The following is a 21,946-nucleotide window of genomic DNA, read 5'->3' as shown; positions in this document are numbered from 1 at the left end:
CGATGGATCCTTCAGTTCCTAGGGGCCTCCTGCCAGAAATATTATTTACTGACTTGATTCAACCTGCGGAATGTGGGATGTAATCAATCATCTTAAGCCATTTCTATTTTGGAAATCCAAAATATATTCGGCATTTTCTTGCTCCAGGTTAGACAGTAAATTATCGGGGAAAATATCAGGATTATAAATTGGAATATACCAGGTTTGGCTATTAAAGTAGCTTTGTAACGCTTGATTATTAAAACGGCGACCATGACGAGCAAAAATACCATTCCGCATGATGTCAAGTTGAAAAGCTGTTTTCCCGACTAAATCGGCATCGGTTACTCGTCTAGCGGATAACCAAGAGTATTCATTCGTTTGATTTTGTATTTCTCGGGAGTCAAAGGGAGGTTGGTGAGTAGAATCGTGTAAATTTGGGTTTTCTGTAACTGTAAGGGTCTCCGATGGAAGAGGTAATGCTGGTGTAGAAGGTGAAGTAGTTTGCGCTTCTACTGTTGTTGGTTCTGAGCTGGGTGGCGTAGATTTGTTAAGGGCAAATCCGATCAAGATAGATGCACCAATTAATCCTCCTGTGATCGCACTACTAATCAAGATTGGTTTGGATGAGTCTCGGGAATTAACTGGCGGCGTTTGGGAGTTACTCCCACCGGGAGATATCGCTACAGTGGGGTTCTCTGCCAATGATAAGGCAGCAAGGGTGGGAGCGTTGGAAACTGACGTAGCGATCGCCGAGAGCATTTCTCGGGCGCTATGAAAGCGATCGCGGGGATGGGACATAATCGCCTTGTCCAAAACCGTTGCCAAACTTGGACTAATTCGCGGTGCATATTGTCGCCAAACAATCTCACCTGTCCGGGAATCAGATTGCAATTCCTGGGGCCATTTTTCCGTCAATAAAAAAATCGCCGTCAATCCCAAGCTATACAAATCACTGGAATAAACCGGACGTCCTGCTGCTTGTTCTGATGGCATAAATCCCGGCGTACCAATCACAATGGAACGGGTTCCGTTCCCCGAGGAATTCATCACGGTTCCCATTGCTTCTTTGACTGCGCCAAAATCTATTAAAACCGGGGTTCCATCGGAGTTTTTCAAAATAATATTATCCGGTTTAATATCCCGATGGACAATCCGTTGACCATGAACAAATTCTAAAACCCGCAGCAGACTGACGAGGATTTCTCTCACTGAACTTTCGCTAAGTTTGCCGCTATTTTGAACCCGATGAGTCAAGGTTTCTCCTTCTATCCATTCTTGCACGAGATAGAACTGGCTGTCTTCTTCAAAATACGCATATAACCGGGGGATTTGGGTATTTCCCTCTCCCAATTCTTCTAGGATAGCTGCTTCTCGGGCAAAGCGGTCTTGCAGGAGTTGAAAGATTTGGGGACTGGTTGTAACAGGTTTGAGTTGTTTGGCCACGCAACGCCTTTGGGTCGGCATTTGGGTATCTTCTACCAGAAAGGTTTGCCCAAATCCACCCGCGCCGATGTCTCGAATCACTTGATAGCGGTTGTTCAGCCTTGTTGGGGTCATCATAGCTCGGCTCGCCTCGTCAGACTTTTTCTGAGCATATCACGACTGTTTGGTTCAGGTGAATTTTGTTAATTAATCTTTAAGAATGGTTAGGGGTCTTATGTCGTTTGTCAGGGTTTCTTAATTAAAGGTATTGCCGGATAATTTTACGGACAACAGCTAGAAAGATTTATATGATTAAGTTACAGCGATTTTGTCAGATTTTTCAATTTACGGACAGCAGGGAAATGAGGGGGTGGTCATTGGTCCTGGGTTGTTAGTCCTTAGTTTTTTGGGGAAGGAAGTTGCTTGATGCTTTGACAATTGACAGTGGATAGTGGAGAGTGGATAGTTAACAGTGGAGAGTGGACCGTAACTCTCCCATAACAAATGACAAATAACAAATGACCAATGACCAATCACCCCGGACAACAAACGGTTTTAAATGTCAATCCCTATCTGGAACTGAATAATCATGGTAAGGTGATGCGTCTGGAGTTGACCAGCGATCGCCATGTGTTTGGACGCGATCGCAGTTCTGGGGCGGATTTGGTGGTTCCCCCGGATTGGCAAATTATTGGCCGTGCTCATGCGGTTTTGACTAAGGTGGGGAGTGAGTATCACCTCTATGATGGCGATGGACAGCGCCCGAGTACCAATGGTTTATTTATCGATCGCACTCGAATTACCCCACAGGAAGGGTTTCTGTTGCGCGATGGGACGCAGATTCGTATCGGTCAAAATCCGAAAGACCAAATTTTACTCACTTATGTTAATCCGGCGAGTGCAGGAGTTGCCCCCACGGTGCGATCGCTCTCGTTAGCGGGGCGATCGGTGGTGTTGGGACGCGATCCATCCTGTAATCTCCAACTGGATGCGCCGATTGTCTCCCGTCGTCATGCAATTATTGATAATTATACGATAACAGACTATAGCACAAATGGAGTATTTGTCAATGGTCAACGGGTGAAGACTTCCCAGCGTCTGAGTGATGGTGCAACGATTCGGATTGGTCCGTTTACGTTGTTACTCCGGGGGGATGAGTTACAGGTTTTGGATCAAGGGAGTCAGATTCGCTTGGATGCGGAGGGGTTAGTCCGTGAGGTGAGAGATGGCAAGGCAGTCAAGCGGTTGTTAAATCAGGTGACCCTGGCGATCGAACCGGGACAGTTTGTGGCATTGGTGGGGGGGAGTGGTACGGGAAAGTCTACTCTGATGCGGACTTTATTAGGAATTGACCCGACGACTCAGGGCCGGGTGTATATTAATGGGGATGATTTGCGGACGACGTTTAATATTTATCGCACTCAAATCGGGTATGTTCCCCAGGATGATATTATTCACGGACAGCTAACAGTACGAGAAGTGCTGACTTATGCGGCGAAATTACGATTGCCACCGGATACAGATGTGGAGGCGGTGGTTACCAAGACTCTCGCGGAAATTGAAATGGGCGATCGCGAAACGGTATTGGTGAATCAACTGAGTGGGGGTCAGCGCAAACGGGTGAGTATCGGGGTAGAATTACTCGCGGACCCGAAATTGTTCTTTTTAGATGAACCGACTTCAGGACTTGACCCGGGACTGGATAAAAAAATGATGCAATTGTTGCGGAAGTTAGCGGATCAAGGGCGAACGATTGTATTAGTCACTCATGCGACGGCGAATATTAAACTGTGCGATCGGGTCGTCTTTATGGGACGCGGTGGACATCCCTGCTATTTTGGTCCTCCGGATGAAGCGTTCCAATTTTTCCGCATCAATTCCGGTGATTTTGCTGATATTTACAACGAACTTGAACAAGGGGAGGAACACGCCGCACAATGGGCTAATAGCTTTCGGCAGTCCACGTATTATCGCAATTATGTAGAAAATCATTTGAGTACGGGCAAAGGGTCGGCAGTCGCCCCTCCCAGTCAAGTCAAACCCTCTGGATTACAGCAACTTTCTCTCCTGACTCAACGTTATTTTAAATTAGTACAACGGGACCCGATTAACTTAGGGTTGGTGTTATTAACTGCACCGATTGGAATTAGTTTAATCACTTTAGCGATTCGAGACAAAGATCCGTTAATCGGAGAACCAGAAGCAACTTTAGCCCCCTTAGCCCTTCGGGTGTTATTTGTATTTACCTGTGCCGCCATTTGGATTGGACTCTCGACTTCTTTACAAGAAATTGTCAAAGAATGGGCGATTTATATGCGGGAACGGTTGGTCAATTTAGGACTATTTCCCTATTTGGGTTCTAAATTGCTGATTTTAGGGGGATTAGCCCTCCTGCAAACTTTGTTAATGGTGGGGGCGATTTTAGTGGGATTTAAAAGCCCCGAACCGGAGTTAATTCCCTGGCCGATTGGAGTGGGAATCAGTACGTTTTTGACTTTATTTACCAGTATGAGTCTGGGATTACTGGTTTCTGCCTTGGTTAAAAATAGTTCTCAAGCGAATAGTTCTTTACCTCTATTATTGCTGCCACAAATTATTTTTGCGGGGGTATTATTTAGCATGGAAGGGGTGGGACGAGTGATTTCCTGGGTGATGCTGAGTCGCTGGTCCGTGGGGGCCTATGGTTCATTGGTGAATGTGAATGCAATGGTCCCGGAAGCGACTATTTTACCCGATGGAACGGCGATGCCGTTGCCTTTTGAACCGACGGCAATTTATGAGCCTACTTGGGCGAATTTGGGGTTAAATTGGGGAATGTTGTTATTGCACGCCACGGTGTATTTAGGATTGACTTTATGGGTGCAGAAGCGGAAAGACATTTTTTGATAACGACTTCAGTCGTTCTCTTAGTTCGTAGTAACGACTTCAGTCGTTCTCTTAGTTCGTAGTAACGACTTCAGTCGTTTTCTTAGTTTTTAGTAAATTAGACAAACTCACCATTCTCCATAACGCCTGTCGGTTGCCGCTACAGTTGTAAGATGTCAGTTACTACGAACAATTGAAGATAACGACTGAAGTCGTTACTACGAACAATTGAGAAACGACTGAAGTCGTTACTACGAACAATTAAGAAACGACTGAAGTCGTTACTACGAACAGGGGAAGGGAATTATAGGCGACTGGTTTGTTCGATCGCCCAGGTGCCGGTTTCTTCATTCCAAATTAACGACATTCGCAGGGTTTCATTGGAAATTCTGCCATCGTCTTGCATGGTATAGGTTAAGGAGGTGTCTACAATGGCAGAAAAGGGGGTGCTGGCAACTACATTAATATTATTCACATTAACATTTTCCACAGTATTCCACCAGTTGGTATATGTATCATAATCGCCGGATTGATTGGTTTGAAATCGCGGATCGAGTTGATTCCAAGCTTGGGAATAGTTGCGGTTATTAATATTAGCATAGTAGTCGCTGATGGACTCTTCAGGAGTTGGGCGATCGCCTACAGGTTCTGTAGGTTCGGGGGTACTATCCGGCGTTTCCGATTCCGCAGGCGGCATTTCATCCACCGGAGGTTCGGGTTCTGTTGGGGTAACAACCACTGGAGGCGTTTCCGTTTCTGTAGGCGGGATTTCATCCACCGGAGGTTCGGGTTCCGAGGGAGGGACAACCACGGGAGGCGTTTTCGGTTCTTCCGGGGGAACAACCTCTGGGGGTCTTTCTGGAGTCGTGGGTTGGGAAATAATGGGGGGAGTATAAGACGGTGGAGTATAAGGCGGTGGAGAATCCGGAGGGGGATTATTCGCAGGGGGTGTCGCGATCGGGGGATCCGAAGGCATTCTGTCTTGGGCGATGCCAAATCCGATGAGAAAGGATATCCCCAATACTGCCGCAGCAATGCCGAGTGCCCGGGGAGAAATACCGGAGGGTTGAGGCGATGATTGTCGGTAGGGTGAAGGTGAGGAAGGAGGGACGGGGGCACGATGTGCCGGGGCGACGGGGACCGTTGCCACTTGAGACGGGGGCACGGGGGCACGATATGCCGGGGCGACGGGGACCGTTGCCACTTGAGAGTTAATATCGGGTTTTAAGGCATCTAACATCTCTTGGGCGGTGGGAAAGCGATCGCGGGGATTAAACCGAATGGCGCGATCGAGGACCATTGCTAAACCGGGACTCACTGTGGGTGCAAAGGACCGCCACAGGATCTCACCTGTTGCCGGATCCGTGGGAAATTCCTGGGGAATTTTCCCGGTTAACATATAAATCGCCGTCAGTCCTAAACTATACAAATCGCTGGAATACAAGGGTCTACCGGCAGCTTGTTCCGCCGACATAAACCCGGGACTGCCAATGGCGATCGAGTTAGTTACTCCCCCAGAAGAACTCATCGCCGTTGCCATTGTTTCTTTCACCGCCCCAAAGTCGATCAAGACGGGTATATCTTCCCCTGGGGAAAAACTTCCCGGGTTCGAGGGGCGCAACATGATATTATCGGGTTTAATATCCCGATGGACGATGCGGAAACTATGGACATAACCGAGGACTGGGAGAATTTTTGTCAACAGCGATCGCACCTCTGCCTCACTCAGGGGCCCAAAGGTTTGGACCTTCTTAGTTAAAGTACCCCCCTCAATCCATTCTTGAACCAGATAAAATTGTCCCTCTAATTCAAAATAAGCAAACAACTTGGGGATTTGAGCATTTCCATCCCCCAATTGTTCTAAAACTGCCGCTTCCCGCGCAAATCGTTCTTGGACCATCTGATAAATTGCGGGATTGCCAGTTACGGGTTTAAGCTGCTTAATGACACATCGACGTTTAGAGGGCATTTGAGTATCTTCCGCCAAAAACGTTTGGCCGAATCCACCCATCCCTAATTCTTGAAGGATACGATAGCGATTATTGAGCAGTACCGAGTTCATGGAATTTGACAGAGTAGGGGTTAGAACGGACATCACAGGGTTGGTGTAAATCATACAGCACAACCCGGGATTATTTTAAGTCTAGCAAACCACTTTCTTTGAGTTTGGGATTAAACCGAATGGCCTCTTTAAGTCCCCGAGACGCCAGGACCGCTAACAAATCCGCTTCTACACGGCGTGACACCTGTTTTAACAGTTTCATCTGGGTGAGTTCGTCGATCGCTTTTTCATATTTTTCCCGTTCCTCATCCGTCATCAGGGGTTTAACATCGATCGCCTGCGTCCATTGGGCTTCATCGGCCCCATTCCCAGGCGGCATCTGCCCATTTTCAGCAATCCATGCCTCGCGAATTTCTTCTAAAATTGTCCGACTGGGGCGATCAATCGTTTGCGCTTTAATCCAATAACAACAGTCCGGTTTTCGCATCAGATGTTGTTTCAGACTCAAGACAATATCTCGGGAATATCCGATATATTGTAAGGTTTTGTCTTTATCAAAAATGGCATAGACCCCGACTTTGCCCGTAAAATCGCTGTTGCAATTTCCCTCATCATCAAGATAGGGTAAAAAGTCGAGAGTAGATAGGGATGAAATATCGGTCATGAGTGATTAATGTCCAGAAAAATAGTCTCGGATTTGAATGAAAGGGAACACCGGAAATCGGTCCAGTGGCGTTCCCCTAATGGATAATTTTAACTGAGTTTACGATAGACCACACAGATCCGGCTGGGGTTGAAAATTTTGGCTTTAAACATAAAGTTCGGAGGGACATTAATAATCAGGTAATCCTCAGATTCATGATAGGGTTCAAATTCCCGAGGCATTCCCTTGGGAGTCTGTTCACTATAGGGAACAGGTTGGAACATTAACTCAGTAAATTCAACTTGATGACACTGGGCGGCTGTAGCAACCTGATGAACAAATTCTGGGCTATTTAATAACTCAAAGAGAACCGATTGGGTTTCTGGGTTGAGGGTGAAGCTACCCCCAAAGTTTTGAACAATTTTAAGACCCATAAGAACTGCTGATAATGACGACAACTGAATCGGTTGAGGGAAACACCGGGGTAGTCCGGGACCCTTGAAAGGGCTGCGATGCCCTTAACCTTTAACCTATCTTATGGCAAGAGTTCCCCTTTGGGCGGAAGTTTTGGAGGGTTGGGGGAGATTGATTGCGGAGTAGTGGGGGATTTTGGTGATTCTAACTTTTAGAATAAGAACAGAGATTGAGAGTAGAGAGGTTGTCTAAGGTGAGTGCACCACAAAGTTGGATCTGCGATGGAGTCCCGAAAAATGGCCAGCATTATCCGAATTGTTCTGGCCCCCACCCTCCCCAGGAAAACTACACCCCAGACTGTATGATCTGTGGGTTACCTCGGGAGGCGATGACGGGGAAAAAGTCTCCCCAGGGCAGTAAAACAGTCCTATCTGGCGGCAGGGGGTCGAATCTACCGGGATTGGTGGCGATCGCCCTGGTGGTGTTGTTACTCGGCGCAAGTGCCTGGTATCTGTTCGGACGAAATCGTGATCCCGAAGTGGTGGAGAGCACTTCCGAGACAGTTGCCCTCTCACCCGGGGCCGCCGATCCGTTAGCAAACGTGAGTCAAACCGCTGTCAATGCTGAACTGATCAGTCAAGGAGAAAAGATTCTTTTTAATCCCGGGATTAATTTTAACCAAAAAGCAGCCGGGGCGACTGCATTTAGTCAGGATAATTGGACCGAAGCGATCGTTCAATATCAGGAAGCGGCACAAACTGACCCCAACGACCCCGAAGCCAAAATTTATTTTAATAATTCTAAGGCTAAACAAGCCGGAAATCCCCTGACTATTGCGGTGGTTGTTCCGATTTCTGCCAGTGAAAATTCTGCGAAAGAAGTATTGCGGGGCGTGGCATTACAACAAGAACGATATAACAATTCTCCGCAATTGCCGGGACGATTGTTAGAGGTGGTGATTGTCAATGAATCGGAACCCGGAAAAGCACCTTCTCTCGCCGAAGATTTGATTCAATCACCCAATGTTTTGGGGGTGATGGGACATGGCGTGGATGCAGCATCTCGGGAGGCGATCGCCCGCTATGAACGCGCCCAATTAGCCGTTTTATCCCCCATTAGTACCAGTATTTCCAGTACCGCCCCCGGGCAATCCATTCTCCAAACCATCTCCCTCGCGCAAAAAGCCAATGAGTTGTTTGCCAACTATTTAGAAGGGGTGGGCAAAACTCTGGCAACCTACGCAGAACAAACTGTTTCTTCCCCTGCTGTCGTCGTTTTTTATAACTCGGATAGTCCTTACAGTCAGCAATTAAAAGATGCCTTCAAAGCTGCCTTGGTGCAAACTCCGGGAACCGTTGTGAAAGAGGTTGATATTACCCAAGGGGGATTTAATCCAGCAACCGAAGTGAGTGATTCCAGCCAACTCGGGGCCAATGTGGGGGTTTTGGCCGTCAGTAAGAACAAAGTGCAAACTGCTGTGGCGATCGCCCAAGCCAACGCCAACGCCGGAAACCCTCTCACCCTCCTCGGGGGAGACGAACTGTATAATCCGAATATCCTCAAAGATGGAGATAGCGCCATCAATGGCTTAGTCCTAGCTGTCCCCTGGCGCTGGCAAGAAGGGGACGCCTTCGCCTCACAAGCCACCAATATTTGGCAAGGGCGAGTTAGTTGGCGGACTGCCACCGCTTATGATACAACCCAAGCCCTAGCCAACGCCATCACCCAAAAACCCACGAGGGCAGAAACCTCACAATTGCTACAAAACGGCATTGCGATCGCCGGAACTGCCACAGATTTCAGCCTATTTGACCGCATTCCCCTAGTCCAAGCTGTTCCCGGAACCAGCGCCGGATTTCGCTATCAATTTGAACCCATTTAAACCAGCAATTTTTGCTAATTTGGGACTAAACCCATCACTCAATTACCCGCTAAGAATACCATGATTCGTTCCCGTCGTCAAATCTGGCAGTACCCCTTATTTCAAATTCCCTTAATCTTCATGATAGGCTGCGCCATTGTTGCTGCTTTATCCTGGTTATTAGGATTTGGAAGACCTCCCGTTGCCGTGGCGATCGCGATCGACTTTAGCGACAGTACCTCCGGCATCGTTCGCCAACAAGAAATTCAAGCCGTCGAATCTTATATCAATCAAAACCAAAGCCTTAAAAAACCCAACGCCATCCAAGTCTTCGGCTTTGCCAGCGACATTCGCGCCCTCACCACCGACTTTACCCCCGATAACGACCAACTCGAAACTCAATTCAACAGTGCCATCTACCAACCCACCCTAGAACAAGAACTCGGCGGCGGAACTAACTTAAACCTAGCCATTCAACAGACAACAAATGCCCTGAGTACCATTGAAAATCGCTGCCGAGAACTCCTCCTCGTCACCGATGGAATTGCCCCAATTAATGATACCGTCATCCAGACGGCTCAATCAGAAAACGTTAAAATCAATGTCGTCATTGTGGGCGGTTCCAACTCCGAGGAACTGCAACAAGCCACCCGATTAACCGACGGACTCTATCTATCAGCAGAAGCCAGTAACCTCGACCTATTATTCACTGAAACCTTTTTCCGAGATTTTAACAGTAACTTGCGCTGGGTAATGTTTTGGTTATCCGGGGCCTTCATCTTTTTAATGTGGACCCTCACCCTCCCCTTAGATCGCTGGCTGTTCCAAGGAATCATGGGACTAGACATGACCCTAGCCGGTCAAATGGCCCTCGGTAACGCCTTATTTTGGACCATAGTCACCCTAATTGCCATCTGGAAAGGATTTGGCATCCCCTTTGGAAACCCTTGCTAATCGCCGCGATCGCAATCATGTCGGTGAGGGAGATAACCCAGAGGTGCGATCGCGATCGCCTCTCCCGGTTGTTCCCATCACCCCACCCCCTCCATTGCTTGAATACTATAAATACAGAAGCAACCCAGAGGTAATTCATCATGGCAACCCAAACCAAACAACTCCGCCAAAACACCTACACCACCTATCGCGATCCCATCACCGGCAAATGGTTAGTTGTAAAAGAACAACAACAAGCCGCATAACAGCATCATCGGCGATTCATTCCATTTATTTCCTCCAATAAAACCCCCACTATAGACACAAGCAACTCCATCAATCCTGTTTAATAACATCTTTTAAAACTCTTTTCTAGGCTCTGCCTAAGAATTCTCTATTCGAGGCTACACCACCTTTTTAAACCGCGTTAAACCTCATTAAAAACTCGTTCCTAGGCTCTGCCTAGGAATTCTCTATGGGAGGCTCTGCCTCCTTCTTCATCCATAAAAAACTCTCGGAATAGTCACCCCTCCGAGAGTCATGAATCAACCCAAACGATTAATTTGAATTCCGCACTCGCGCCAACAGTTCCTCCCGAGAAAGTTGGTAAATTAACAAACCCATTTCCAAAGGAGGAATCAGCAGCAAGGGTTCAATGATTGCCGATAATTCCGCATCAACCTCCCCAAACTTGGCTTGGAGCATCCCTTCAACCATCCGGCGTTGACCCAGCACTATCCCCTGTTGAAAGCCCTGTTGAAAGCTTTGTTGAAAACCCTGTTGAAAAGCCCGTTCAAAAGCCTGTTGACTGGCATTTTCTAACTATTCTAAATACATGGGTGATAATTCCATAATTAAGGATTCGTCCTCCGTATCTAAATTTTGATGAGCTTCTAAATTAAACTTGTTGTTAGGTTCGTTTTGCAAATACAAAATCGGAGATTTAAGCTCCTTATTCATCTTTAAAAACTCTCGGTAGAGTCACCCACCGAGAGTCATGAATCAACCCAAATTATTAATTTGGATTCCGTACTCGCGCTAACAGTTCCTCCCGAGAAAGTTGGGCAATTAACAGACTTATTTCCACAGGTGGAATCAGCAGCAAGGGGTCAATGATTGCGGATAATTCCGCATCAACCTCCCCAAACTTGGCTTGGAGCATCCCTTCAACCATCAGGCGTTGACCCTGTTGGATGGCATTTTCTAACCGTTCTAAATACAGTGGTGAGAGTTCCATAATTAACGATTGGTCCTCCGTCTCTAAATCTTGACGAACTTCTAAAATCGTGAGCAGATTATAGAGTAATTCTAGCGTCTGCACTCGAAAGGGATTGTCTTCTGGGAGTTGCCGCAGTTCAGTAATGGCTTGTTTTTGAACATTTCCTTTCCCTAACATCCTCAACCACAGGGTTTCGGGGGTCTTGGGTAATTGGTGAATCACCACAATGCCGGTTTTGAAGGACCTCCCTAGAAGATAGATGCCTTCCCCCCAGTTTTCCAGATCCAGTTCAGCTTTAAATCCGCTTAACACCGCCTGGGAAACCGTGGGAGACAGGATCCAGAGGTGGGGGAGTTGAGTTTCATTGAGTCGGGTATTTTCCCGGTTGGCTTGTCGCTCAAATTCGTTGTACAGTTCAAAGAGTTTGCTCAGACAACTGCGAATATCTCCCGGTTGGATGGCATTGCGAAAGGGTTCAAAGATAGCCGCTGTGGTGGCAAGTCTTCCCAATAGTCCTAGGATAGCGACTTCCGGGGGATGGTCCGATGCCGGAGAAAAAATGACATCGACTTCCCGCACTTCGGCTGCGATCGCCCGACTCGGTTCGACTTCTCCAAATGGACTTAACAGTTCAGTTAGATATTGTTTCGCGAATTGGTCGTAAACAAAACGGGTCATTTTTCAGACAATTTTACTGATTTAATTCTATCACAAATTGTCCGGCGATGTTCTAAGTTAGAGACAACTGTCGGTGATGGGGAAACGCTGGGGAGGCGATCGCGATCGCCTCTGCCATTTATCAGTATCACCCCCTCCCCCAAATCCCACCGATAGGATAAATACAAACGAAATCAGGAGGTTATAGAAATGGCAACTCAACCGAAACAACTGCGGCAAAATCCCTACGTTACCTATCGCAACCCCATCACGGGACAATGGGTGGTAATCAAGTCACAACAGCAGGCAGCATAAGAGAGATTGCTTCTATTAATTCTGTGTTATAGATAACAATTTTGACTTTCCCTCAACCCCATCGCGAGACCTGCTCAAGACCTGTGCCATAATTGCAAGTGGTACTGTAACCCAAGCGGCGATCAATGGCGATAAAACTCTGGAAATTTCTCAAGACCGATATTCGAGAGTTGAACTGGGGCGAAACTCTCGAAGATGTGAAAACCGGATCAGAAGCAGGTAAGGCAGTTTTTGAGTTAGCAAAAGCGATTCAGGAACAAGGTAGCAACCTGGAAAACTTGAAACCTTACCTCGACCCACTCTCTTCACTGCTAGATGCCCTGAATTCGCCCTTGGGTGAACTGGCTGGGGCCGCGATTCCTTTAGCACCTATCCCCATCGCCCTGCTCAAAATCATCGCCAAAGCGACAAAAAAAGAGCCGAATCTAGTGCAAGTGGTTGCCTTGGTTAGTCAAGCAGTCTATCTCCAAAGTTTGCAGGACATTCTCCAGCAAGATGAGGCACTGCTGCAACAAATCGGTGAGTCTCCCGTTTCCCAATCCATCGCCAGTAAAGTTCAGAAATTGGGTGACCTAGAATTGGATGAACGGGATGCCAGAGTCGCCGTTCTGTGTTTCCCTGAATCGAAACTTGCCCAGGCATTTAATGAAGTTTTAGCACAGCGATTACAGGAAGCGGGATTAGCCGAGTACCGAGCCAAAACCCTCACGGAACAAGTGGCGCGACAGACCCAGGAATTGCTGGTTCCTGCCTTAGTGGAAGCGGGAGGGGAGGCTGTAGACCGCTTGGTGAAATGGTATCAAATGGGAGGTGCGGAAAAACTGGAAAAATACCTCAGTATTGAGGAGTATTTAGACCAGGAGATTAAACCTAATCCCGATCAATTAATTTTTGATGAAACTGAAATTACCTTTCGGGATTTGTATGTCTCGTTGAATGTCCAACTGTTGGATAGTGACGGTAACCCGATTAAGGACAAAGACCCCATGCAACTGGAAGACTGGGTGAAAGAAATGCTCCAGGACTCCAATAAAGATCAGAAAGTATTGTTTATCCAGGGTGAAGCGGGAGCCGGGAAAAGCGTTTTTTGTCAGATGTTTGCTAACGGGGTACAGCAGAACTGGCATACCAGCTTTACTCCGATTTTGATTCCGTTACGGGAGTGGCGCGCTTTAGCCGGAGATCTGACTCAGCGTTTAAACAATTACCTGAAAAATGAAGATTTTATAACCAGTGACTCTGGTTGGCTAACGGATAAAAATAGGCAATTTTTGTTTTTGCTGGATGGGTTGGATGAATTGTTCCTCCCAAGAGCTATCAGCAGCAGTCGAGTTGAGGATTTTTTGTGGCAAGTCCAGAACTTTCAAGTGGGTAGCTACCATCGATTTTTAATCACTGGGCGTCCTCTGGCATTGCAAGGAATTGATCCCGAACTTTCCCAACACCTACAGTTAGAACGAGCGGCGGTTTTGCCGATGGATGATGAAATTCGTCACACTTGGTTAGAGAACTGGGGGAATAAATTCGGCACTCAAGAAGCAGATAAATTCCATCAGTTTTTACAGGCTTGTCCCTCAGAAATTAATGATAATCTCGCCCGAGAACCGTTACTTCTGTATCTCCTGGTGCGAATGCACCGGGAACAGGCACTTAATGCCGCGATGTTTGTTGGAACCTCGGACCAAATTACCGCAAAAATCCGCATCTATGATGACGCCATAAACTGGGTCATCAAGAAACAGTGCCAGGATGAAAACCTGCGTTTAATTGGGCTGGAACCGGAAGATTCGCGACAGTTTCTGCTAGAGGCGGCGTTATGTGTGGTGCAGTCGGGGAATGAATATGCCAAAGTTGCTATGTTGGAAGCCCGACTCAAGGAGAGTCATAACCCCGTAGCTGAGTTACTTGAGAACATCACACAAGAAACCGAGGTAAAAAAACAGAAAGCGCTGAATAATTTATTGGTAGTATTCTACATCAACCTGGCCTCCAGGGACCAAGACCGATCGCTAGAGTTTACTCACAAGATTTTTGGGGAATTTTTATTTGCAGAACGACTCATCGAAAGCTGTATCGATTGGACTCGTACCGTAACCCGACGTTGCGGAGAGGAAGACGACGTAGATACAGACACAATGGATAAGCAGATTTACGATTTCCTCGGGTATGGACCGTTAACCCCAGAAATTGTGCAGTATCTGCCTGGATTATGGGCGAAGCACCCAGAGGTAAAGCTAATTCGCTTGTTTGAACGATTGCAGGAGTTTTACCTGCGCTGGTGTGAGGGCGAGTTTATTGATGCACGACCGGAAACCTTGCCTCAATTTAAGATGCGTCTGCTCAAGGAGCAGTTGGGAGAGCAAGAGACTCAATTGGGACAGCGACAGGTGGATCTTTATACGGGACTAAATGTGATAATTCTCCTGCTAGAGTTGCACCGTTACGGACAAACTCAGGAGGAACTGAAAGATAAACTCTATTTCTATCCTTGTGGTAAACCAAATACAGACCAGTTTGTATCAAAGCGCTTGCTTGAGATTATGGGTTACAGTTATTGTCTCGGTGTGTCCGTTTTTACCAAAATACTAGGATTCTACCTCAGCGGTGTCAACCTCAGCCGTGTCAACTTTTATAGTGCCGATCTCAGCAATGCCGACCTCAGCGGTGTCAACTTTTATAGTGCCAACCTCAGCAATGCCGACCTCAGCAATGCCAACCTTAGCAATGCCAACCTCAGCAATGCCAACCTCAGGGGTGCTTACCTGGGCAATGCTAACCTCAGTGGTGCTAAACTCATCGGTACTAGCCTCAGTAATGCTAACCTCAATGATGCCAACCTCAGTGGTACTAACCTCAGTGGTGCCTACCTGTGCGGTACCAACTTTAGGGATGCCGACCTTACCGCTGCCAAACTCATCAGTACCAACCTCAACGATGCCAAACTCATTGGTACCAACCTCAGTGATGCCAAACTCAGCGGTGCAAACTTCTACCGTGCCGACCTCAGCGGTACTAAACTTAGCGGTGCTAAACTCAGCAGTGCCAACTTTACAGAAATTGTCTGGGATACTAAAACAATATGGGGAAATGCGATCGGATTGGCTGACGCAGTGGGTATATCGCCAGAATTAGCAGAACACGCCGAATTTTCGGCTGCGTTTGTCTTGAGTGAGGGCTACAGTTGGGTGAGGGAAGGTAAAGTTAAAGAAGCAATTGCAGCTTACCAGAAGGCTCAACAGCTTGATCCAAATTTGCAAGTTTCTGCTGACTTTTGGTACGTTCTGTGCTGGTATGGCTGTTTATATGGCAATGCTACTGATGTCCTTGATGCAGGTGAAAAAGCAGTGAGTCTAGCGCCTGATAGTATTGAATATCACCAAAGTCGAGGACTTGCTAGAGCATTGACCAGGGATATAGTTGGGGCTTTAGCAGATTTTCAGGCTGTTTTATTTCGAGTGTATGATGACGATCGCCAACAACAACTACAGCAATGGGTAGAGGCACTTAAGGCTGGTAAAAATCCCTTTACTGCCGAGAAATTAGAGGCGTTGCGGAATACCCGCAGATAGGAGCGATCGCCAAAGTATAAATCCCTTCCTGTAGCCGCATCGCTCACCGTCTCAGCATCACTACCCCCTCCCTTTCTTCAGATTCTTCCGCGCTACCTCTAGTACATTTTGCTTCAACAAATACCCAAACCCTGCCTTATCTAACCGCAGGGCTAATTCATCCCGAGTTTGCCCTAATTCCCGGGCGGTTATTTCTAAATTCCAGTCATATTTCGCTAACTGACTTAACAGATACACTCGCCGAGTCTGGGCGGCAGATAACCGATAGGTTTTTAAATATTGAATTTCTCCGGTTTCGGAAATAATCGCCTCTCCAATATGATTCTCTCCCTTGGGTTCGAGTTCGGTGATAAATCGTTGCAGGCCAAAGGGTCCAGCGGTGTAGACTCGCTGACTGTTTAACTCCCGTTGTAATAAATTGGTCGCCATAAATCCAGGAAACTTTCCCCACTGCGATCGCAACTCAGCTACCGCTTTCCTTAACTCTGGCAAGGTCTGGATTTTATCTGCTTCCAGGGTAACATCCATTGGAAAGGGTGTATCATAAAGTAACCCATATTGATAAATCAATTCCCCATAAAAATCTTCCAGTAAGGTTCGGTGTAAGGCGCGATAATCCTGGGGATTGGGAACGATAAAGGCGGATGCCAGGGCATCGGCGACAAAGACTAACATCCCCACTTGATTCTCGTGGATTTCAAACACCCGGAGGGCGTCTTCTAATCCCTCGACTGCCCCGCCACTGTATAACAGTTCCCCCCGCGACCCCAATCCCTGGGATAGCGCTTGGTGAGAATACTCCTGCCATGCGATCGCCGGTCCCGAAAAGAACATCCCCAAAAATCCCTCCATTGCTAAATGCAAGGGCAAGAATCGCAGGGAATTCCGACTTTCCCGCTTTGCCATCCGGTGCATCAGTCGCACTTTCGCACATCCATAGTCCAACACTTTCCCATCCCGTCCCTGCAACTGGGTCCCGAATGCCGCTTCTGTCGCACTTTCCCCCCAGGAGAGCACCAATCCGTGGGGAATGTAGGAAAAATAGGCCATCTCTGGATGATTCATCTCACCTTCAACGGCGACGATTCCCAACTCTTCTTGATACTGGCGGCGTTGCAGGCGTAAATCCTGGCGCGGATGCGATCGCAACAAAGGCACGAGGCGAATCCCTCCGTAAACCTGGGAGGGAGCAATTTCTATTCCCCGGAGGGATAATTTTTCCAATAATGGCTGTTTGCGACTCATCTCCCTGTCTCCTGATCCGACTCTCCTAACAGTTCCCTCACTCTGGCGGCGAGATATGCTTCTAACTCAGATAATCCCGCACTTCCCTCGGCAAATCGGGCAAATCCTAGCAGGGTCGGCAAATCCTCTGCATCCCGCAATCCCACCGTGGGAATTTCCGGAGTGAGAGCACGTAAGAGAAAGTTATCTGTATCAAATACCGGATTCCCATGAACAATCACTGTCTTACGAGTGGGGTCAAATTTCTGGCGATAGACTTCCAGCACTTGTGCCGCACCTTTGGGCGGGTCATTTTCCCACCCATCGGAGATAATCACGATTAAATCCGCCCCCCATTCCAAGGCATCCAATACCGGCGTCGCTAAGTCGGTTTGTCCTCTGGGGGTCACCAACAGTGCCTCGGTTTGGGGAACAGTCCAAAATGCCCGATACTCTTGGGCGGCAGCTTTGAGGAGATAATGGGCAGCTAAGGCAATGCCCAGGGGACGCCGCCGTTTTTCCGAGGAACCGGAGGTGGAATAACTACAATCGAGGACTGTGGCGACTCGTCCCAGGTGCATGGGAGAGCGTTGTAACGTCTTACGGGCGGCAGTGTCGAGGGCGGTATCCAGGAGGGTCATGCGATCGCCTCGTTCGGCTCGGGATAACGATAGCACATACAGAGCCAACTTTGTCAAGGGCATTTGTCCTAAATCGAGAGAAATTTCCTGTTTCTCCCGATTTGCTGCTTTTTGTAAGCGTAATTTTTCCCCAGGAGTCATTTGTTCCTGAATGCGATCAAGAAAAATCTCACGTTTGATGCCATGTTGAGCCGCAAATCCTTCGGCAATGGTTAAAGGTAAGGCATAAATCGCCTCGCGATCGTACTTTGCTTTGCGAAAATACTCAAAAATCTCGGTTTGATAGGCTTTGATTTTCGTCGGTTCAAATAAAAATGCGGCCAGTTCTGTCTCTAATTTGAGATGATTATGAATGGCAACAGCCCGTAATTTTGAGCGATATTTCACCGCTTGAAAACTCAGGTCCCGGCGCGATCGCAGATAATCTCTCACAATGGCTCGACTGCGCCGGTTATTGATTCCCCGGCGACGAATTTCCGCTAAGACTTTCCACGCTCGTTGGGGGGGCAATTGATTTAAGGCTGCCGCAATTAACGCCCCTTCCTCCTGGCGATGTTGCGGTAGGGTATTCCGTCCCGTCGCCAACAGTTTTAAAATGATTTGGGCGCGATTAAAATGATTGATACCTGCGGCTAAGGTGCGGGCATATAATAACCGATAATTGCCTAAGATATAGTCATGCAAAAAATCAATAGAAACACCTTTACCATAGTTATCACTATAAAATTCGCGCTGTCCCGTACAAGAGAGACAGGCATTAATAAACATGACTAAATCTTGCCGTTCAATTTGGGAAACCTGTTGCGACCATTGGGCGTCCACGTTAAAGCTGTCCTGTTTTAAAAGGTGCTAACAAGGGGAGTCACGGGACGACTTGTAGAGTCTAACTTTACAGGTTATTTCCGGAAGTCGCACCAAAGTCCCGCCTGTTAGCTTGTTTGAGTATAACAAAATTGAGGGGGAATTGTCATAGATTTTTGGACGCATTCCTGATTATAATTATAAAAATTTGAACAGACTAAGCGTAGAATCGAATTCTAAAGCACCCAGTTGCTTAATTGTACTGAGGACGCATTTAGAAACAGGAAATTTACCGATTTATTGCAGCGGAGTATGAGCATCTTGCTTGCTATTGTTCCATTTTTCTAATAGCGAACAAGCTGCTTGCACGGTTTCTGAACTTGTGGGTCGGGGTTCAGAAACCGGGTTTTTGCGAAAATCTTTGATGAGTTTCGTAGATGTTGGCGAAAAACCCGGTTTCTTGGCGTCTGAGTCAGGGTATTGGAACTCTTTAAGTGCCTTTTGACTCTTTTCCCGATCCGGTTATTTCAGATAAAATATCAAAATATTCTATCCCTTATTTTTAATGATCATGACATGGATAATTTCCTGAGCAGTAGCTTCAGGAATTTCTAAGGCTTGACACAAGCTGGTTAGTAAGTTTTCTTCTTCTTGTGTAACTTCTCCATCTGCTAAAATTAGATCGGTGGCGATCGCAAAGGTTGTATCGTATAAATCCTGGGGTAATGATTTAATGGCAGCATCGATTAAGGCTTGCGCCCCATGTCGTTGCAGCAAGTTCCCGAGTTTATCAAACATTCTTCGCATCACATCGTCGGGATAGCTGCGAAAGAGTTGCATCCGACTCAAAACGGTGGTTAATAATCGGACTTCTGCATCAGCAAGATAACCATCCGCAGCAACCACCACTAAGGTGATCGCGGCAAATGATTCGGCTGGACCTAACGTAATTTGGCTTTCCTGAGTTTTAGTTTGACGGATTTTATCAAACAATCCCATTTTATATTTCGCTCCTGACGAATGATGTGGTTATGTTTAGGCGTTAACCCAGAGGATACAATGGCTCTAGCTTTTGAGGTAGGTAAACCTTTCGATTAGAGAATATTATTCACAGATGATTATTGATTTATACCTGTGAACAGATGATTGGGTTTTACCGATTGGCTAGAACTTGCTGGTTATGATCTTTAGAGACAGTCGAATCGGGTAAATTATTGATTCTTTTATAACATACATTTTTAGGGTGGGGGGATTTTTAATAATTTGTAACAACACATTCAACTGTGATGGCGATCACATAGCAACCCGGGTTTAGAGACCAGTCTAACTTAGGTATAAATGTCAGTATCCGGGATCCTGAAAATGTCTGATTGTGATCGCAAGTTCACCATTTTTTAGAATAAATACTAACTTTGGAACAACTGTCAGTGTCTGGAGTAACGGACAGATGCGATCGCAATCATATCTTGGCCTTGGTTTTATCACCTTCCTCGGCTTATTTCCAGAATAAGCTAAATATAGAAGCAACTGAGGGAGGTTTTTGCAATGGCAACCCAAACCAAACCACTCCGACAGAATCCGTTTATGACCTATCGCGACCCCCAAACGGGGAAATGGTTGGTTGTGAAGCAAGAACAACAACAGGCAGCATAAGGTGCAATCAGTTGTCACCGTTTCTGGAGTCGGCATGATTCACCGTCGAAGCTTGAGGGGTTACCCGATTTTTTGAGTTAATTTACAGAAAAAAAATTTAGCGATCGCCTTCAACTAAAAAGGCGATCGCTTCTAGAATGCGTTATTAAAGTCTGTGTAACCCCCACAGGTTTTGCCTACGCACTCCTTTTTTTCATCTCATGCCGATGAATGGTTTGCACCCGCCTTAAGAAATTGGAAACATTTTCGCTTCCAAAGACTTGAGAAACTCGGTATTCACACCAGATTCGCGAGTGAGGGCAATTTTACCTGTGCGGGAAATTTCCCGGATCCCGAACTTGGCGAGGACCTGGACGATCGCCACCATTTTACCCGGATCTCCCACCACTTCAATAATCAGGGAATCTTCCGCCACGTCTACCACTCGCGCCCGGAAAATTTGCGCCAGTTCCACAATTTCTGGGCGGTTATTGCTGTTTGCATTCACCTTCAGCAGCATTAACTCCCGTTCGACGCAGGGAGTCTCGGTGATATCCTGCACCTTGATCACGTTAATCAGCTTATATAGTTGTTTCGTAAGCTGTTCAATCACGCGATCGTCCCCGGGTACCACCATCGTGATCCGAGAAATGCCTAATTGTTCTGCTGGACCCACCGCCAGACTTTCAATATTGAAACCTCGACGCGCAAACAGTCCGGCGATCCGGCTCAAAACACCGGCTTCATCTTCCACCAAAACAGACAGAGTATGTTTCATAGGACATCAGCGACCCCACCAGGGCGATCGCTACTATTTTTTGTATTCCATTTAGTCTATGCCAGCTAATTTTATCCTGACCTGCGGGGTAACCCCAATTTTTTAACAAAATCCTCAACTCTGGTCATTTATCCCGGGGGCCACTGACCCTCCATCCTTAACGGGAAAAGCAAACCCCGTAAGAGTTACAGAGTCATAAATCCCCAACCCTGACCCCGTTCTAAAATTAGTCCGCCTCGGCGGTTTTCGTTTGAAGCGCTTGTGGAGTGGAGTTGGGAAGGCGTTCATTTTTCCGGATCCCCAGCATCTCCCCCGAAAAATGCCTCAGTCTCCCCACCCAGGGACCTGATTCCCGCCCTTGTCTTCATCGATGCTAGGGTGCTGGGGAGTTAACGACGCTACAATGATAGCGACTATCAAACGATAGGATGGAGGTGAACCCGGATTTCTAACAGTTTACGCTGACCGTTGACTGAGAAATCCTCCTAGAGATGGAATAGAACCACTCTGAAGTTCGCATAAAATCTGGAAACCCTTGAAAATTTAGGAGTCAATGACAAATGGGTTTGTTACAAAAATTATTCAATATCGGAAAACCGGACAAATCTAAAGAGACAACGGTTCAAGCACCCCCAGCCTCAAATCCTTCTGCTCCGGCACAGAGCTATTCCGTGCCTGCCGCACCCCAAAAGCCGGACATTCCCCCAGAACGGTTAGGATTAAATGGGGAATATGATGATAGCGGCCTCGCCAAGCGTGTTGCCCTTGCCATTGATGAAAATCCCAGTACCACTGATTTTGATCGTCTCTGGATTGCCCAAACTGGCAGTACCGTGGTATTCAAAGGAGAAATTCCTTCCCAAGCCGATTTGGATCGAGTAGTGGGAATTGCTCGTGGGGTTTATGGTGCTAAGGATGTTAAGACAACTGAAGTAAAAGTTGGCTAATCTTCCCCTTTCGGGAACTTTAAAATAGAACGAATTTCAAC

At 47.0% G+C, this 21,946-nt stretch carries 17 protein-coding genes; 5 read left to right on the top strand and 12 right to left on the bottom strand.

What is annotated here, in order from left to right; all coding sequences use genetic code 11:
- Positions 1-87: 87 nt before the first annotated feature.
- Positions 88-1,542, bottom strand: coding sequence for a protein kinase domain-containing protein (locus tag NG795_RS16550; RefSeq protein ID WP_367289750.1), 1,455 nt, complete (start codon positions 1,540-1,542; stop codon positions 88-90).
- A 387-nt stretch (positions 1,543-1,929) separates the two neighbouring features.
- Here NG795_RS16550 and NG795_RS16545 point away from each other — a divergent pair, with 387 nt between their 5' ends.
- The gene (locus tag NG795_RS16545) at positions 1,930-4,290 is read left to right on the top strand and encodes an ATP-binding cassette domain-containing protein (RefSeq protein ID WP_367289749.1); all 2,361 of its coding nucleotides are present in this window, start codon (positions 1,930-1,932) and stop codon (positions 4,288-4,290) included.
- A 283-nt stretch (positions 4,291-4,573) separates the two neighbouring features.
- Here NG795_RS16545 and NG795_RS16540 read toward each other — a convergent pair whose 3' ends face one another.
- The 3 genes from NG795_RS16540 to NG795_RS16530 form a co-directional block, all read right to left on the bottom strand.
- Complete coding sequence (locus tag NG795_RS16540; protein WP_367289748.1) at positions 4,574-6,364, bottom strand: protein kinase domain-containing protein; 1,791 nt, start codon at positions 6,362-6,364, stop codon at positions 4,574-4,576.
- 37 nt (positions 6,365-6,401) lie between these two features.
- Entirely contained in the window at positions 6,402-6,935 is a 534-nt protein-coding gene (locus NG795_RS16535; RefSeq protein ID WP_367289747.1) for a GIY-YIG nuclease family protein, read from the bottom strand.
- Positions 6,936-7,024: 89 nt separating this feature from the next.
- The gene (locus tag NG795_RS16530) at positions 7,025-7,348 is read right to left on the bottom strand and encodes a hypothetical protein (protein WP_367289746.1); all 324 of its coding nucleotides are present in this window, start codon (positions 7,346-7,348) and stop codon (positions 7,025-7,027) included.
- A gap of 233 nt (positions 7,349-7,581) precedes the next feature.
- Here NG795_RS16530 and NG795_RS16525 point away from each other — a divergent pair, with 233 nt between their 5' ends.
- Both NG795_RS16525 and NG795_RS16520 read left to right on the top strand, forming a co-directional pair.
- Positions 7,582-9,210: an ABC transporter substrate-binding protein gene (locus NG795_RS16525; protein ID WP_367289745.1), complete on the top strand. Its 1,629-nt coding sequence runs from the start codon at positions 7,582-7,584 to the stop codon at positions 9,208-9,210.
- Between the two features lie 60 nt (positions 9,211-9,270).
- Positions 9,271-10,143, top strand: a complete 873-nt coding sequence (locus tag NG795_RS16520) for a vWA domain-containing protein (protein ID WP_367289744.1) — start codon at positions 9,271-9,273, stop codon at positions 10,141-10,143.
- A 537-nt stretch (positions 10,144-10,680) separates the two neighbouring features.
- On the opposite strand, the gene NG795_RS16515 is transcribed toward NG795_RS16520, so the two are convergent.
- The 4 genes from NG795_RS16515 to NG795_RS16500 all read right to left on the bottom strand — a co-directional run bounded on the left by NG795_RS16515 (position 10,681) and on the right by NG795_RS16500 (position 12,150).
- Positions 10,681-10,857: a hypothetical protein gene (locus NG795_RS16515; protein WP_367289743.1), complete on the bottom strand. Its 177-nt coding sequence runs from the start codon at positions 10,855-10,857 to the stop codon at positions 10,681-10,683.
- Positions 10,858-10,944: 87 nt separating this feature from the next.
- On the bottom strand, positions 10,945-11,082 hold the full coding sequence (locus tag NG795_RS16510) for a hypothetical protein (protein WP_367289742.1): 138 nt from the start codon (positions 11,080-11,082) through the stop codon (positions 10,945-10,947).
- 55 nt (positions 11,083-11,137) lie between these two features.
- Positions 11,138-12,019: a hypothetical protein gene (locus NG795_RS16505; protein ID WP_367289741.1), complete on the bottom strand. Its 882-nt coding sequence runs from the start codon at positions 12,017-12,019 to the stop codon at positions 11,138-11,140.
- Entirely contained in the window at positions 12,016-12,150 is a 135-nt protein-coding gene (locus tag NG795_RS16500; protein WP_367289740.1) for a hypothetical protein, read from the bottom strand. Before NG795_RS16500 ends, NG795_RS16505 begins: the two co-directional genes overlap by 4 nt.
- A 288-nt stretch (positions 12,151-12,438) precedes the next feature.
- Here NG795_RS16500 and NG795_RS16495 point away from each other — a divergent pair, with 288 nt between their 5' ends.
- A complete protein-coding gene (locus NG795_RS16495) occupies positions 12,439-15,882 on the top strand; it encodes a pentapeptide repeat-containing protein (RefSeq protein WP_367289739.1) in 3,444 nt (1,147 codons plus the stop codon).
- A gap of 60 nt (positions 15,883-15,942) precedes the next feature.
- On the opposite strand, the gene NG795_RS16490 is transcribed toward NG795_RS16495, so the two are convergent.
- From NG795_RS16490 to ilvN, 4 genes are all read right to left on the bottom strand, one after another.
- On the bottom strand, positions 15,943-17,127 hold the full coding sequence (locus NG795_RS16490) for an ARPP-2 domain-containing protein (RefSeq protein ID WP_367289738.1): 1,185 nt from the start codon (positions 17,125-17,127) through the stop codon (positions 15,943-15,945).
- Positions 17,124-18,569: a hypothetical protein gene (locus NG795_RS16485; protein ID WP_367289737.1), complete on the bottom strand. Its 1,446-nt coding sequence runs from the start codon at positions 18,567-18,569 to the stop codon at positions 17,124-17,126. Before NG795_RS16485 ends, NG795_RS16490 begins: the two co-directional genes overlap by 4 nt.
- 528 nt (positions 18,570-19,097) lie before the next feature.
- Positions 19,098-19,547 carry a tellurite resistance TerB family protein gene (locus tag NG795_RS16480; protein WP_367289736.1) on the bottom strand — a complete coding sequence of 150 codons (450 nt, stop codon included), beginning with the start codon at positions 19,545-19,547 and terminating at the stop codon, positions 19,098-19,100.
- An 880-nt stretch (positions 19,548-20,427) separates the two neighbouring features.
- Positions 20,428-20,958 carry an acetolactate synthase small subunit gene (ilvN, locus tag NG795_RS16475; protein WP_015146637.1) on the bottom strand — a complete coding sequence of 177 codons (531 nt, stop codon included), beginning with the start codon at positions 20,956-20,958 and terminating at the stop codon, positions 20,428-20,430.
- A gap of 560 nt (positions 20,959-21,518) precedes the next feature.
- Here ilvN and NG795_RS16470 point away from each other — a divergent pair.
- Complete coding sequence (locus tag NG795_RS16470) at positions 21,519-21,905, top strand: BON domain-containing protein (RefSeq protein WP_367289735.1); 387 nt, start codon at positions 21,519-21,521, stop codon at positions 21,903-21,905.
- Positions 21,906-21,946: the final 41 nt, after the last annotated feature.

The sequence above is a fragment of the Laspinema palackyanum D2c genome, assembly GCF_025370875.1.
Taxonomy (GTDB): Bacteria; Cyanobacteriota; Cyanobacteriia; order Cyanobacteriales; family Laspinemataceae; genus Laspinema; species Laspinema palackyanum.
This window is presented reverse-complemented; position numbering and strand designations above follow the sequence as displayed.